The organism is Arthrobacter sp. L77 (assembly GCF_000816565.1).
GTDB lineage: Bacteria > Actinomycetota > Actinomycetes > Actinomycetales > Micrococcaceae > Arthrobacter_D > Arthrobacter_D antioxidans.
In genome coordinates this window covers 649,454-663,642 of sequence record NZ_JWSU01000004.1, presented here as the reverse complement: position 1 = coordinate 663,642, position 14,189 = coordinate 649,454, and the positions used below count along the sequence as shown (strand labels likewise).

Annotated in this window: 12 protein-coding genes and 1 riboswitch; of the genes, 6 read left to right on the top strand and 6 right to left on the bottom strand. The window is 70.0% G+C overall.

The window, feature by feature from the left end; all coding sequences use genetic code 11:
- Positions 1 to 11: 11 nt before the first annotated feature.
- Positions 12 to 1,064: an SGNH/GDSL hydrolase family protein gene (locus tag RY94_RS05720; RefSeq protein ID WP_052274001.1), complete on the bottom strand. Its 1,053-nt coding sequence runs from the start codon at positions 1,062 to 1,064 to the stop codon at positions 12 to 14.
- Positions 1,065 to 1,280: 216 nt separating this feature from the next.
- Positions 1,281 to 1,384: riboswitch (glycine riboswitch) on the top strand.
- A 155-nt stretch (positions 1,385 to 1,539) separates the two neighbouring features.
- Between RY94_RS05720 and gcvP the strand changes: the two genes are divergently transcribed.
- Genes gcvP through RY94_RS05700 form a run of 4 tightly spaced genes read left to right on the top strand, consistent with a single transcriptional unit; the run spans position 1,540 to position 7,741 of the window.
- Entirely contained in the window at positions 1,540 to 4,407 is a 2,868-nt protein-coding gene (gene gcvP, locus RY94_RS05715) for an aminomethyl-transferring glycine dehydrogenase (protein ID WP_043442610.1), read from the top strand.
- 14 nt (positions 4,408 to 4,421) lie between these two features.
- The gene (gcvT, locus tag RY94_RS05710; protein ID WP_043442608.1) at positions 4,422 to 5,555 is read left to right on the top strand and encodes a glycine cleavage system aminomethyltransferase GcvT; all 1,134 of its coding nucleotides are present in this window, start codon (positions 4,422 to 4,424) and stop codon (positions 5,553 to 5,555) included.
- Positions 5,552 to 6,925: an L-serine ammonia-lyase gene (locus RY94_RS05705; protein ID WP_043442607.1), complete on the top strand. Its 1,374-nt coding sequence runs from the start codon at positions 5,552 to 5,554 to the stop codon at positions 6,923 to 6,925. The genes gcvT and RY94_RS05705 overlap by 4 nt, the downstream gene beginning before the upstream one ends.
- Positions 6,926 to 6,931: 6 nt before the next feature.
- Positions 6,932 to 7,741 carry a methylenetetrahydrofolate reductase gene (locus RY94_RS05700; protein WP_052274000.1) on the top strand — a complete coding sequence of 270 codons (810 nt, stop codon included), beginning with the start codon at positions 6,932 to 6,934 and terminating at the stop codon, positions 7,739 to 7,741.
- A gap of 105 nt (positions 7,742 to 7,846) precedes the next feature.
- Here the strand turns inward: RY94_RS05700 and RY94_RS05695 are convergent, their stop codons facing one another.
- Both RY94_RS05695 and RY94_RS05690 read right to left on the bottom strand, forming a co-directional pair.
- On the bottom strand, positions 7,847 to 8,290 hold the full coding sequence (locus tag RY94_RS05695; protein ID WP_052273999.1) for a MarR family winged helix-turn-helix transcriptional regulator: 444 nt from the start codon (positions 8,288 to 8,290) through the stop codon (positions 7,847 to 7,849).
- A 176-nt stretch (positions 8,291 to 8,466) separates the two neighbouring features.
- Positions 8,467 to 9,237 carry an alpha/beta fold hydrolase gene (locus RY94_RS05690; protein WP_043442605.1) on the bottom strand — a complete coding sequence of 257 codons (771 nt, stop codon included), beginning with the start codon at positions 9,235 to 9,237 and terminating at the stop codon, positions 8,467 to 8,469.
- A 102-nt stretch (positions 9,238 to 9,339) separates the two neighbouring features.
- Between RY94_RS05690 and RY94_RS05685 the strand changes: the two genes are divergently transcribed.
- Complete coding sequence (locus RY94_RS05685; protein ID WP_043442603.1) at positions 9,340 to 10,068, top strand: response regulator transcription factor; 729 nt, start codon at positions 9,340 to 9,342, stop codon at positions 10,066 to 10,068.
- A gap of 63 nt (positions 10,069 to 10,131) precedes the next feature.
- Here RY94_RS05685 and RY94_RS05680 read toward each other — a convergent pair whose 3' ends face one another.
- Positions 10,132 to 11,322: an MFS transporter gene (locus tag RY94_RS05680; protein WP_043442601.1), complete on the bottom strand. Its 1,191-nt coding sequence runs from the start codon at positions 11,320 to 11,322 to the stop codon at positions 10,132 to 10,134.
- Positions 11,323 to 11,537: 215 nt separating this feature from the next.
- Between RY94_RS05680 and RY94_RS05675 the strand changes: the two genes are divergently transcribed.
- Positions 11,538 to 11,999 (top strand): MarR family winged helix-turn-helix transcriptional regulator, encoded by a 462-nt coding sequence (locus RY94_RS05675; RefSeq protein WP_043442598.1) that lies wholly within the window; start codon positions 11,538 to 11,540, stop codon positions 11,997 to 11,999.
- Positions 12,000 to 12,021: 22 nt separating this feature from the next.
- Here RY94_RS05675 and RY94_RS05670 read toward each other — a convergent pair whose 3' ends face one another.
- Positions 12,022 to 13,440, bottom strand: coding sequence for a sensor histidine kinase (locus RY94_RS05670; protein WP_043442595.1), 1,419 nt, complete (start codon positions 13,438 to 13,440; stop codon positions 12,022 to 12,024).
- Positions 13,437 to 14,120 (bottom strand): response regulator transcription factor, encoded by a 684-nt coding sequence (locus RY94_RS05665; RefSeq protein WP_043442592.1) that lies wholly within the window; start codon positions 14,118 to 14,120, stop codon positions 13,437 to 13,439. The genes RY94_RS05670 and RY94_RS05665 overlap by 4 nt, the downstream gene beginning before the upstream one ends.
- Between the last annotated feature and the right edge of the window lie 69 nt (positions 14,121 to 14,189).

Here is a 14,189-nt window from a genome sequence, read left to right as displayed (position 1 = left end):
TGCATACGTATCTACTTGTCTCCTCCGCGACGGTTCTGCAGGACCTCCGCCGCCCGGTCCGCCCGGGCGATGCTCGCCGGATCCGCGAGGTCCACGCCGGCACGTGCCGCGGCAGCCCGCGCGGCCGGGGACTTCAGGTCGGGCAGGACGAAGCGCTCAGGGGTGATCAGGGCATCCTGCGCGGCATGCGCGCGCTGGTCCCGGGCCAGCGTGGGACCGGACAGCTCGGCGGCCCGCACGGTGGCCGTGGTCACCGCCACCGGGGCACCCGTCAGTGCCGGGCCCACCAGGGGCGCGTAGCCGACGGCATGGCCGGAACGGTTGGGATGGTAGGAGTCGGAGATGGGTCTCGCCAGGCCGTTCAGCCACTCGACGTCGTCGCACACCGCATGCCCCCCGAACACGGCGGACGGATCCCGGAAGGTGAAACCTGCCGCGGCGGCCGCCGCCGCCGTCGTCCGGTTGAGCAGGTCCGCCGTCGCGTTCAGGCGTGTCTCCTCCGTGGGCGAGAACCACGTGGCCGCGTTGCAGTCCTCGCCGTTGAAGATCCGCGGGTAGCCCGCCACCGTGACGGACGCCTGGGGCGCTCGGGCGCGGATCTGGCCGTACAGCGACCCGAGGCGCTCGGGGAGCTGTCCGGTGATGACGGCCCGGGCCCGGTCGATCGCCGCGGTGCAGTTGCTCATCCAGGCCGGCTTGGCGCACTCCGTCAGGAGGGCGACGAACGCGGCGTCGTTGCCGCCGACGCTCACCGACACGTACGACGTCGTCGGCGTCAGCGCACCCAGCTGACCTGCCGCGACGTCGCCGATGGTGGCGCCGGAGCACGCGCGGAAGTCCAGGGCATACCCTCCGGCGCTCGCGATGAGGACGGGAAACGCGTGCACCGACCGCTGGCAGCTCGTCCCGTCCGCCAGGTAGGTGCGGGTCCCGGTGCCCGACGAGTACGAATCGCCGAGGGCGACATACGAGGCAGGCGCTGCGGTGGCCGGCGGCGCGGGCACCACGACGGCGGCGAGCAGGGCCAGGGAGGCGAGGGCGGAACGGAGGCGAGGAATCGTCATTGATGCTCCTGGTGCGGATGGTGCTGTCGTGGCCACGCTAGCCCCGTGGCGGCGCCTGCGGGAGGCCCGTCGCAGCGCTGCACCCGTCACTCTTCCGCGGAACCGGGCGGCCGGGTAGGGTGCCGCGCGGCGTCCTGCATCCTTTGCCTCCGCTCCGGGCCACGCGGTACGCTGTGGGACGGCTCACATGCCGCTCGACCCAACTGAATACGCCATCGATCTGCAGCGGGAGAGTTCTGCCGTTGACCCACACACCGGCAGGCGCCGTAGGAGCAAATCCTCCCCAGGAATCTCTCAGGCGAAAGTACCGCTGCGGCTAGGCAACTCTGGAAAGCAGCCCCGGACGGCGTCCGGCGCTCACCGACGGTGCAAGCAGGCGTAGAGCCCTGCGGAAACTCTCAGGTCCCCTACAGAGCGGGGAGGAACCCGACCAGGCCCGCGCGCCCGCGCACCTCATCTGACGTACGGAGTTCCCATGACTGCCTCCCCCGACATCGCGTCGACCTTCGCCGACCGCCATATCGGCCCACGCACCTCGGACGCCGGGCACATGCTCGAGGTCCTCGGCTACCCGAGCCTCGACAAGCTCGTGGACCTGGCAGTCCCCGCCAGCATCCGGCTCGAGCGCGGACTGGACCTCCCGGCCGCGCTCAGCGAGACCGAGGTCCTGGCGCAGCTCCGCCGCATGGCGGGCCGGAACCGGACCGCCGTGCAGATGATCGGGCAGGGCTACTTCGACACCGTCACGCCGCCCGTCATCCGCCGCAACGTCCTCGAGTCGCCCGCCTGGTACACGGCCTACACGCCCTACCAGCCGGAGATCTCCCAGGGCCGGCTCGAGGCACTCCTCAACTTCCAGACCATGGTGCAGGACCTCACGGCCCTCGACATCGCCAACGCCTCGCTGCTCGACGAGGCATCCGCCGTCGCCGAGGCCGTCCTGCTCATGCGCCGCTCCGGCAAGAACAAGGGCCGCACGGTGATCGACGCCGATGCCCTCCCGCAGACCGTCGCCGTGGTCCGCGGCCGCGCCGAGGCGCTCGGGTTCGACGTCGAGGTGGTGGACCTCTCGGACGGCCTGCCCGAGGGTGACATCAACGGCGTCGTCCTGCAGCAGCCCGGCGCCTCCGGTGCCCTGCGCAACCACGCGGCCGTCATCGGCGCGGCCAAGGAGCGGGGCGCCCTCGTCACCGTCGCCGCCGACCTCCTCGCCCTGACGCTCATCACCGCCCCCGGCGAGCAGGGCGCCGACATCGCCGTCGGGTCCGCACAGCGCTTCGGCGTCCCCCTCTTCTTCGGCGGTCCGCACGCCGCGTACATGGCGGTCCGCAAGGGCCTCGAGCGCATGCTGCCCGGCCGCCTCGTGGGCGTCTCGAAGGACGCCGACGGTGCCCCCGCCTACCGCCTGGCGCTGCAGACCCGCGAGCAGCACATCCGCCGCGAGAAGGCCACGAGCAACATCTGCACCGCGCAGGCGCTCCTGGCGATCGTCGCCTCGATGTACGCCGTCTACCACGGCCCCGAAGGCCTCACGGCCATCGCGCGCACCGCGCACCGCCGCGCCGTCGCCCTCGCCGCCGCCCTCCGGGGGTCCGAGGCCGCCGTGGTCCACGGCGCGTTCTTCGACACCCTCCTGGTCCGGGTACCCGGCAGGGCGGCCGAGTTCGCGGACGCGGCCGAGGCCGCCGGCTACAACCTCCGCCGCATCGACGCCGACCACCTCGGCATCTCCTGCGACGAGACCACGACGCCGGAGCACGTCACCGCCGTCGCGGCCGTCTTCGGCGGAACGGCGTCCGACGACTCCGCGGGGGAGCGGATCCCCACCGACCTGCGCCGCACCTCCGCGTTCATGACGCACCCGGTGTTCTCGCGGCACCGCTCGGAGACCGCGATGCTGCGCTACCTGCGCCGGCTCTCGGACAGGGACCTCGCACTGGACCGCACCATGATCCCGCTGGGCTCCTGCACCATGAAGCTCAATGCGACGGTCGAGATGGAGTCCATCTCCTGGCCCGAGTTCGCGTCCATCCACCCGTTCGCCCCGGACAGCCAGACCGAGGGGTGGCGTGAACTGATCACGGACCTCGAGGAGCGGCTCGCCGAGATCACCGGATACGCGCAGGTCTCCCTCCAGCCCAACGCCGGCTCGCAGGGCGAACTCGCCGGTCTCCTCGCCATCCGCGGCTATCACCGCTCGCGCGGCGACGGGAACCGCACCATCTGCCTCATCCCGTCCTCCGCCCACGGCACCAACGCGGCGTCGGCCGTGCTCGCGGGCATGAAGGTCGTGGTGGTGGGCACGGCCGCGAACGGCAACATCGACCACGACGACCTCCTCGCGAAGATCGAGCAGCACGCCGAGAACCTCTCGGCCATCATGATCACCTACCCCTCCACCCACGGGGTGTTCGAGGAGGACGTGCGCTGGGTCTGCGAGAAGGTGCACGAGGCCGGCGGCCAGGTCTACATCGACGGCGCCAACCTCAACGCCCTCGTGGGCCTCGCGCAGCCGGGTGAGTTCGGCGGCGACGTCTCCCACCTGAACCTGCACAAGACGTTCTGCATCCCGCACGGCGGCGGCGGGCCCGGCGTCGGACCCGTGGCCGTCGCCGCGCACCTCGCGCCGTTCCTGCCCGGCGATGCGAACCGCGACATCGCCACCGACGGCGGGCCCGGAGCNGGGCCCGGAGCCGCGGGCGGCACGCCGGTCTCCGGGTCCATGTACGGCTCCGCGGGCGTCCTGCCGATCTCCTGGGCGTACATCGCGCTCATGGGCTCCGAAGGCCTCACCAGCGCCACCGCACACGCCCTGCTTGCCGCCAACTACGTCGCGGCCCGCCTGACCGAGCACTTCCCCGTGCTCTACACCGGAGCGCAGGGCCTCGTGGCCCACGAGTGCATCCTCGACCTCCGCCCGCTGACGGCCTCCACCGGCGTCACCGCCGAGGACGTCGCCAAGCGCCTCATCGACTACGGGTTCCACGCCCCCACGCTGTCCTTCCCCGTGGCCGGGACGCTGATGGTGGAACCGACGGAATCCGAGGACCTCGCCGAGCTGGACCGCTTCGTCGACGCCATGATCGCGATCAGGGGCGAGATCGACCGCGTGGCGGCCGGCGACTTCAGCATCGAGGAGAGCCCGCTCCGGCAGGCACCCCACACCGCGCGCGTCCTGGTCGCCGACGAGTGGACGCAGGCCTACCCACGCGAGCTCGCCGCCTACCCGCTGCGCTCGCTGCACCACGACAAGTACTTCCCGCCGGTGCGCAGGATCGACGGCGCCCACGGCGACCGCAACCTCGTGTGCTCCTGCCCGCCCATCGAAGCCTTCGAAGACTAGGAAACCCGCCGACCATGAGCGAGCAGAGCAAACACACGGCCCTGTACACCCGGCACGCGGCGCACGGGGCGTCCTTCACCGATTTCGGCGGGTGGCAGATGCCCCTGAAGTACCGGAGCGAACTCGAGGAGCACCACACGGTCCGCCGGGCCGCCGGCCTCTTCGACCTGTCCCACATGGGCGAGGTCCTCGTCAGCGGACCCCAGGCCGCCGCCTTCCTCAATTACGCCCTGGTCAGCAACCTCGCGGTGATCGCCGTGGGCAAGGCCAAGTACTCCCTGATCTGCACCGCCGAGGGCGGGGTGATCGACGACCTCATCACGTACCGGCTCGCCGAGGACTCCTTCCTCGTGGTGCCGAATGCCTCCAACGCGGGCGTCGTCGCCGAGGAGCTCCGGCAGCGCGCCGCGGGCTTCGATGTCGCCGTCGAGGACCAGTCCGACACCACGGCCCTCATCGCCGTGCAGGGACCCACCGCCGAGGCGGTCCTCCTCGAACTGGCGCGCCCCGAGGATGCCGGGACCATCCGCGCGCTGAAGTACTACGCGGCCGTGGAGGTGGAACTCGTGGGGCTCCCCGTCCTGCTGGCCCGCACGGGCTACACCGGGGAGGACGGCTTCGAGATCTTCGTCGGCACCAGCTTCGCGGTGCGCCTCTGGGACGCCGCCCTGCAGGCCGACGGCGCCCACGGGCTCCTGCCATGTGGTCTGGCGGCCCGCGACTCGCTCCGGCTGGAAGCCGGCATGCCGCTGTACGGGCACGAGCTCGGCCTCGACACCAACCCCTTCGAGGCCGGCCTCGGCCCCGTGGTCAGCACCAAGAAGACCGACGACTTCGTGGGCCGCGCCGTGCTCGAACCCCTCAAGGCGCTCGAGCCGGCCCGCCGCCTCGTGGGGCTGCGCGCCGTAGGGCGCCGCTCCGCCCGTGCCGGGTACGACGTCGTCGTCGACGGGGCCGCCGTCGGCACCGTCACCTCCGGGCTGCCCAGCCCCACGCTCGGCTACCCGATCGCCCTCGCCTACGTGGACGCCGCGCACGCTGCCGTCGGCACCGAGGTGCAGGTGGACCTCCGCGGCCGGCCGGAGCCCTTCACCGTGATCCCCACGCCGTTCTACCGTCGCGAGAAGGCCGCCGGTACACCGCAGTGACGATCAGCGCCTTCGACCTGTTCAAGATCGGCATCGGCCCCTCCAGCTCGCACACCGGCGGACCGATGACCGCCGCCTACCTGTTCACCGACCTGCTCCGCACGCAGGGACTGCTGACCGAGGTGCAGCGCGTGCAGGTGGACCTCTTCGGTTCCCTCGGCGTGACGGGCCACGGCCACGGCACCGTGAAGGCCGTGCTGCTCGGCCTGGAGGGGGACCGCCCGCACCTCGTGGATCCCACCTCGGCGGATGCCCGCGTGGCGTACATCGGCGAATGCCGGTCCCTCAATCTCGCCGGGGAGCGCCGGATCACCTTCGACCCGGAGACCGACGTGCTGCTGCACCGCGGCCAGCGCCTCGACTACCACACCAATGGCATGCGCTTCTCGGCATACGCCGCAGGAGAGGAGCCTATTCTGTCCAGGGAATACTTCTCGGTGGGTGGCGGGTTCGTCCTCGACGAGGACGAGATCGGCTCCGAGACGGCGGCCGTGGAGCCCGTCCCGGTCTCCCGCCCGTTCGACACGGCGGACCAGCTGGTGGACCTCTGCCGACGGACGGGCTCGTCCTTCTCGGATGTCGTCCTCGCGAACGAGCTGTCCTGGCGGTCGGAGGCCGAGGTCAGGGAGGGGCTGCTCGCCATCTGGGAGGTCATGCAGGACACCATCCGGCGCGGCACGACCACGGGCGGCATCCTGCCCGGTGGGCTGAGTGTCCGGCGCAGGGCGGAGCGGCAGCGGCAGCTGCTCGAGAAGGCCGACGATCCCACCGACCGCCTCGGCACCATGGAGTGGGTGACGCTCTTCGCGCTGGCCGTCAATGAGGAGAACGCCGCCGGCGGGCGCGTGGTCACGGCGCCGACCAATGGTGCGGCGGGCATCATCCCGGCGGTGCTGAAGTACTACGTGGACTTCGTCCCGGGAGCCGACGACGACGGCGTGGTCCGGTTCCTGCTCGCGGCGACCGCCATCGGTTCCCTGTTCAAGAAGAACGCGTCGATCTCCGGCGCGGAGGTGGGCTGCCAGGGCGAGGTGGGCTCGGCGTGCGCCATGGCCGCGGGGGCGCTGGCCGAAGTGCTCGGTGGAACCCCGGAACAGGTCGAGAACGCCGCCGAGATCGGGATCGAGCACAACCTCGGGCTGACCTGCGACCCCGTGGGCGGGCTGGTGCAGATCCCCTGCATCGAGCGGAACGCCGTCGGGGCGATGAAGGCGATCACCGCCGCGCGGATGGCCGTGCGCGGGGACGGGCAGCACCACGTCTCACTCGACGTCGCCATCAAGACCATGCGCGACACCGGCGCCGACATGATGGACAAGTACAAGGAGACCGCGCGCGGCGGGCTGGCCCTGAACGTCGTCGAGTGCTGAGCGCCCGTGCCTGACCTCCCGGTCCGCATCGAGGTGATCCCCGGGGACGGTCTCGAGGAGCGGCTGGGGGCGCACCTGCCCGCCCCCGCCGTCGTCACCGTGACGTGCCTGCCGCACCACGGCCCCGGTGAGGCCGTGGAGACCGCTGTGCGGCTCGCGGCGGCGGGGTACACCGCCGTTCCGCACCTGGCAGCGCGCTCGGTGGCCGGCCGGTCCGAGCTCGCCGGGTATGTCGCGCGGTGCCTGGACGCCGGGATCAGGGATGTCTTCGTGGTCGGCGGGGACACCGCCCACGCCGCAGGACCCTATGCGTGGAGCGGCGCGCTCATGGAGGACCTCGCGGAGCTCTCGGGCGGGGCGCTGCGCCAGGGCATCGCGGTCTACCCCGAGGGGCACCCCACCACCACGGACCAGGAACTCACACGGACGCTGCTCGCGAAGCAGGTCCTGGCGTCCTGGTGCGTCACGCAGCTCTGTTTCTCCCCGGACATCCTGCGCGCCTACGCACCGCGGCTGCGGAGCGAGGGGATCACGCTGCCGGTCTGGGCCGGCATTCCCGGGCCCGTCCGCATCAGCCGCCTGCTCCGGCTTGCCGGCACGATCGGCGTGGGACAGTCGATCGGTTTCCTCCGGCGTTCCGCCGGCGGTGCCGACGCCGGGTCCGTGGTCCGGCAGCTGCTGTCCTCGGCGTCCTACGACCCGGCGCCCCTGGTGGCGGCGCTCGACGGCGCAGGGTATGCGGGGCTCCACCTGTACAGCTTCAACGACCTCGCAGGGCTCGAGCGGTCAGGTGTGGCACGGCCACTGCAGGCGTGATGGTCGGGGCCGGAGGCGGCTCTGTCCGGTAGGTCCGTCCGGGACACACGAAGAGCGACCGCCCGTTCGGGCGGCCGCTCCGGGTGCTTCTCTCGGGGTGCGGCCTCAGACGGCGGCGGCAGCCGGCTTCTGACGCTGAGGGGCGAGTTCCCCGATGATCCCGCGCAGGAGCTTGCGCAGCTCGAAGGATTCGAGCCCCTCACCGACCATGAGCGTGCGCTCGATGTCTTCGGCCTTCGCGAGGGCCTCGAGGCCGGACTGCGTGATCGTGATGCGCTGGCTGCGACGGTCCACGCTGTCGCGGATGCGGGAGATGAATCCCTGGCGCTCCAGCTTCTCGATGGTCTTGCCGATCGTCTGCGCCTGGACATGCACGGCGAGCGCGAGCTTGGCGCCGGTCATGGTGCCGGTGCGGGACAGGACGCCGAGGGTGGTGTAGCCGGCATGGGTGATTCCGATGTCGAGCAGCCTCTCGTTCCACGCGTGGTCCACGAGGCGGGCGGCGGTGGTGAGCAGGCGGCTGGTCGACCACTCTTCCAGTTCAGACATACGATCTCCTCCCGAAGATGTGGGGACGCCCTGCCGGTGCTGGTCACCGCCGGCCGGGCGTGGTGTCATCGCAGCCGACCGATGGTACAGGGACGGGATCAACTGCCTTATATCCACTATGCGCTTCTATCTTCAAGTTTTCCCGTTGCCCCGTCCGAAGCTTCCGGCAAGAAAGCCTAGGAAGGGAGGGCGGTGCGCCGGCTGAAGGCCACGATCTCGGCGGCGACCCGGGCTGCCGCGGAGTGCTGCACGACGTGCGGTTGGCCTTCGATCTCGACCAGGGCGCCGTCCGGCGCGCGGGTCGCGAGCTCCTGGCACCATGCCCGCCGCGCCACGGGGTCCCTGCCGCCCCGCACCACCAGGACCGGACAGCGGAGGCGCTCGACGGCGCGCTCCAGGGGGTAGTCCATCATCGACCGGAGCTGGCGGAGGTACCACCGCGTGCCGGTCTGCAGGTAGTCGCCGAGGACGATCCGATTGGCGGACGCGCTCTCGCGGAGCGTGTCATGGGCGAGGGAGACGGCCTGCTGCAGCACGGTGCGGCGAAGCCGGTCCACCACCGGCCCGATCAGGACGAGGCGTTCCGCCAGGGCCGGTGATTGCAGGGCCGCTTCCGTGACGAACTGCACGCCCATCGAATGCCCGACCAGCGTGGCGGACCGGACCCCGAGCTCCCCGAGTGCTTCGACCATCAGCGCTGCATGGTCTTCGACGCCGAGCTGGATCCGGGGTCGCGGGCCCGGGCCGTAGCCGGGAAGATCGACCGTGTGCACGACGGCGTCGGCCGCCAGTTCGGCCCGCAGCCGGTCGAGGTAGCGATGGGTCATGCCGAGCCCGTGGACGAGGACATAGGGGCTGCGCGGGGAGGCTGGGGATCCCGGGCCCGGGGTGGTGCGGATGCGGAGGCTGAGGCCGTCCACCCGAACGGTGCGGAGTGTCGGCTGCATCCGGGCAGTCTACGGGTACTTCTCAACCTTTCCTCACGTTCGGCTCACGGTCCGATCAACCCCGCCGCCCCGAGGCTCGGCATTGTATGGAAGTCTTGACCCATGTCCGTTTCCCCGTCGCAGCGCTCCGCGCTCATCGTCGAGGATGACCCGGATATCCGGGAATTGCTGGCGACGACCCTGCGTATGAACGGATTCAGGGTCATCGAAGCGTCCACGGGGCTCGACGGCCTGGCGGCCGTGAAGGAGCACCGACCGGACCTCATCACCCTCGACCTGAACCTGCCGGACCTCGACGGCGTGGAGGTCTGCCGCCAGTGCCGGGCCGTCAGCGACGCGTACATCGTGATGGTGACTGCCCGGCAGGACGAGATCGACCGGCTGATCGGCCTGGAGATCGGGGCGGACGACTTCATCGGGAAGCCCTTCAGCCCGAGGGAGTTCGCGGCGCGCGTCTCGGCGATGTTCCGCCGTCCCCGCACCGCCGTGCCGCAGCAGGTCGAGGCGCCCGGCGACGGCCTGCTGCGGCACGAGGATCTCACCATGGACGTCGAGGGGCGCACCGTGACCCTGGGCGGGCGGGAACTGGCGTTGACCCGCATCGAATTCGACCTGCTCGAGACTCTCCTTGCCGGCGCGCAGCGCGTCTGGACGCGGGAAGCGCTCCTCGACCGCGTGTGGGGGGACGGCTGGAGCCAGGACCACCACCTCGTCGAGGTGCACATCCGCAACCTGCGCAAGAAGCTGGGCGAGGACATGGCCAACCCCCGCTTCATCCGCACCGTCCGCGGCGTCGGGTACCGGATGATGCCCGGGGACGCGCGGCGCTGAGCGTCACCCGGCGTCGCCCCGGACACCGGGGCCCGGTCCTGGTGCGGCCTGCCCGGCCGACCCCTACGCGACGAGTGCCGGCGAAACCGCCTGCCGGGCACCGTCACCGGTCCGACGGTCCCGCGTCGTGGAGATGCCCAGCACCACGAGCGCGGCAAGCGTGATGGCGGCACCGGCCCAGATGGGTGAGGTGTAGCCGAGGCCTGCGGTGATGGTGACTCCGCCGATCCAGGCGCCGAGGGCGTTCCCGAGGTTGAAGGCTCCGATATTGGCGCCGGAGACAAGGGTTGTGGCTTCACCGGCGTATTTCATGACCCGCATCTGCAGGCCGGGAACGGTCGCGAACCCGAATCCGCCCATGAGGACCAGCGCGATGATGGTGGCGACGGGACTGTACGCCAGGACGGCGAACAGGGCGAGGACCACGGTGAGTGCGGACAGGATGATGAGCAGGCTGCGGTCCAGCGCCCGGTCCGCGGCGCGTCCGCCCAGGAGGTTCCCGACGAAGAGCCCGACGCCGAAGACGACCAGGAGCCAGGGGACAGCGCTCGAGGGGAAGCCGCTGACGTCGGTGAGGACGTATGCGATGTAGGTGAAGGCGCCGAACATGCCGCCATAGCCGAGGATCGTGATGGTCAGTGAGGCCCAGACCTGACCGGAGCGGAAGGCGTTCAGTTCCCTGCGCAGACTCACGGCCGCGGTGTCGCGTTCCATCGCGGGTACGAGCAATGCGATGCCGACGAACGCGATGACACCGATGACGGTGATGGCCCAGAACGTCGAGCGCCAGCCGAAGGCCTGGCCGAGGAACGTCCCCAGGGGTACGCCGAGGACGTTGGAGACGGTGAGCCCGGTGAACATGATGGCTATGGCGCTCGCCTTCTTCTCCGGGGCCACCATGGCTCCGGCCACCACCGACCCGATGCCGAAGAACGCACCGTGGCACAGCGCCGCGACGATGCGTCCGAGCATCATGACGCCATAGGTGGGCGCGATCGCGTCCACCAGGTTCCCGAGGACGAAGAGCACCAGCAGGCCCAGCAGGACCTGCTTGCGGGGGAGTCTGGTCACCGCGGCCGTCACCACGAGCGCGCCCACGGCAACACTGAGCGCGTAGCCGGTGATCAGCCAGCCCGCCTGCGCCTCGGTGACGCCGAACGTTCCGGCGACCTCGGGCATCAGCCCCATGATGATGAACTCGGTGAGTCCGATACCGAAACCGCCCAGAGCGAGAGCGATGAGACCGATTGGCATGATGGTGTTCTTTCTTCGACGACGAGGATGGCCGCTGGTGCGGATCCGGCGCAGGGCACTGCACCCTTGCCGGGCAGAAGCCACGACCAGGGAGCGACTGTCGGTGGGCCTGGGTGGGAAGACCGGCGGCGCACAGGTAGGATTTAGTTGCACACGCGGGTTTTATCATTGCACATGCAGATATGCCGCGCAAGCAACTACTTTGTGGAGGCAGGATGAGCGTCGATGACAGTTCCGTCGAGGTACGCGCGCAAGGGTGGCGCACCCTGGCGGCGTTGCACAACCGGATCGAGTCCGAACTGGAGAAGGCGCTTCAGGCGGAAGCAGGCCTGTCGGTGGTGGAATACACGATGCTGAGTGTCCTGAGCCGCCAGCCCGGCTCATGGCACATGAGGATGCAGCAGGTGAGCCGCGCAACAGCCCTCAGTCCCAGTGCGACCACCCGCCTGGTGACCCGCCTCGAGAAACGCCGACTCCTCCGGCGCATCCTCTGCGAGGACGACAGGCGAGGCATCTACACCGAGCTCACCCAGGCCGGGGCCGACCTCCTGGGTGCCGTCCAGCCGATTCATGACCAGGCGTTGACGAAGGCGCTCCAGGATGCCCGCGAAGTGCCCGAACTCGCCCATCTCGTCGATGCCCTGCCAGGACTGGCGGGCGCGCAGAGCGGCAGCTGACCGGCGCCGGTGCGCGGACGTCCTATTTCGACGCGTCGTCGGCGGCAATGAACTGCACGGACGCGTCCACCCCCGATGGTCCATGGTCCGAGGTGCCGTTCCTCGACCTCAGGCGGGCCCGCCCCCCGCCGGCCTCGGCCAACTGGCGGACGATCGCCAGCCCGAGTCCGCTGCCTTCCGACTCCGAGGAGCCCCGCCAGAACCGGTTGAACGCGCGGTCGCAGTCCTCGGCCGACAGCCCTGGCCCCTCATCGATCACATGCAGCTCGACGGCGCCCGGGGACCGATCATCGACCACCAACTGGATGCACGATCCTGCCGGGGTGACTGCCAGAGCGTTGTCGATGAGGTTGTCGATGATCTGTTCCGGTGCGTCCGGTATGGTCACGATCATCGCCCGGGCGGGGGCCTGCAGGCTGATGCGGATCCCTGTCTCCTCTGCAAGCGCCTGCCACTGCTCCTGACGTGACCGGGCGATTCCGCTGAGATCCGCCTCGATCAGGGCGATGGATCGGCTCTCGGCCCGACTGAGTCTCAGCAGGCCGTCGATGATGTGTTGGAGCCTGCTCGTCTCCACGAGGGCTTCCTCCACCATGGCGGCGCCGGTGTCGGGTTCAGTGGGGATCGTGTCTGCTGCGTTCTCCAGCTTGAGTCGAAGTGCGGTCAAAGGGGTTCGGAGCTGATGGGAGGCATCGGACGCGAACCCACGCTGCTCGAGGAGGAGGTGCTCGAGTTCCGCCGCCATCCGATTGAACGCGCCTCCGAGCGCACGGAGTTCCGGAGCGCCTTCGTTCTCCTCCGTCCGGACCTTCAGATCCCCCTGTGCGAGCAGTTCCGTCGCCTTCCTGAGTCGCATGAGCCTGCTCGTGACCGTACTGGCGAGGAGGAAGGCCACCAACCCTGCAAGCAGGACGGTCGTACCAGCGACGGTCCACAGGGCACGCAACTGATTCGCCGTTGCGTCGTCGACGACGGATGCGGGGAAGGTCAGCCTGACAGCGCCGACGATGTCCTCGCCGCTCAGCACGGGGACGGCGACATAGAGCAACTCGGTGCCGAGCGTCTCGGAGTACCGCTGTCCCGACGTGATCTGTCCTGTCAAGGCGGCGGCTATCTCCGGCCGTGAACCGTAGGAAGAGCCGGTGGATGATTCGTCATCGTCCGAGGTCGCTACAGCTGTTCCCTCGGCGTTGACGATGACTACCCTGGCTCCGCTGGCCCGACCGTAGCGGCGGACGTCCTCGCGTGCCTCGCCGGGCATCGTTCCCGAGGTAGCCAGGGTCTCCGCGCTTCGTCCGCCGAGGAGGAAGGCATCGCTTTCCAGCGAGGTCGTCAGACGGTCCCGTTCGACGCGCACCAGATAGTTGCCCAACGGGATGCCTTGCACAGCAACGACCATCAGGGTGATGAGCATGAAGGCCCCGATCAGTTGCAGCCTCATCGGGGAACCTCGAGACGGAAGCCCACCCCCCGGACCGCGACCAGCCAGCGGGGGTCTCCGAGCTTCTTGCGGATCGCGGCGACGTGGGCATCGAGGGTCTTGGTGGTTCCGTACCAGTCGGTGTCCCACACGGCCCGCAGGATCTCACTGCGCTGGAACACGGTGCCGGGTTCCTCCGCCATGAAGTAGAGCAAGTCGAACTCCTTGGCCGTCAGGTGGATCTCGGTGCCGGACAGGAGGACTCGTCGGGACCGTTGGTCGATGCTGAGGGTCCCGACGTGCCGGGTGGTGTCCGAGGGACGCGCGCCGTTCGCGGCATCATCGCCGGTCCTGCGCGCCACGGCCCGGATCCGGGCGATGAGTTCGCGCATCCCGAACGGCTTCACGAGATAGTCGTCGGCGCCGAGCTCGAGGGCCAGTACCCGGTCGATCTCCTCGTCGCGGGCGCTGACGACGACGATCGGGGTTGCGACCGTAGCGCGGATGGCCCGGCACACGTCGGTCCCGTCCATGTCCGGCAGGCCGAGATCGAGGAGCACGAAGTCCGGCCCGCCGACACGGACCGCTTCCAGGGCCGCAGATCCGGTACCGGCCCGGGTGGTCCCGAAACCTGCCCGCGTCAACCCCTCCACGACCGCGGAGGCCACCGCTTCGTCGTCCTCCACCACCAGTATCTGCATACCTGATTATGGGCGCCAGGGAAGGATCGATCGCCCGTGTGCCGCGGATCGGGCTGAATGCGGTACGGA

Bases quoted from the DNA above. Each gene is read 5' to 3' on its own strand.
- RY94_RS05720 (WP_052274001.1), bottom strand. From the start codon at position 1,064: ATGACGATTCCTCGCCTCCGTTCCGCCCTCGCCTCCCTGGCCCTGCTC.
- gcvT (WP_043442608.1), top strand. From the start codon at position 4,422: ATGAGCGAGCAGAGCAAACACACGGCCCTGTACACCCGGCACGCGGCG.
- RY94_RS05695 (WP_052273999.1), bottom strand. From the start codon at position 8,290: ATGTCTGAACTGGAAGAGTGGTCGACCAGCCGCCTGCTCACCACCGCC.
- RY94_RS05690 (WP_043442605.1), bottom strand. From the start codon at position 9,237: ATGCAGCCGACACTCCGCACCGTTCGGGTGGACGGCCTCAGCCTCCGC.
- RY94_RS05685 (WP_043442603.1), top strand. From the start codon at position 9,340: ATGTCCGTTTCCCCGTCGCAGCGCTCCGCGCTCATCGTCGAGGATGAC.
- RY94_RS05680 (WP_043442601.1), bottom strand. From the start codon at position 11,322: ATGCCAATCGGTCTCATCGCTCTCGCTCTGGGCGGTTTCGGTATCGGA.
- RY94_RS05675 (WP_043442598.1), top strand. From the start codon at position 11,538: ATGAGCGTCGATGACAGTTCCGTCGAGGTACGCGCGCAAGGGTGGCGC.
- RY94_RS05670 (WP_043442595.1), bottom strand. From the start codon at position 13,440: ATGAGGCTGCAACTGATCGGGGCCTTCATGCTCATCACCCTGATGGTC.
- RY94_RS05665 (WP_043442592.1), bottom strand. From the start codon at position 14,120: ATGCAGATACTGGTGGTGGAGGACGACGAAGCGGTGGCCTCCGCGGTC.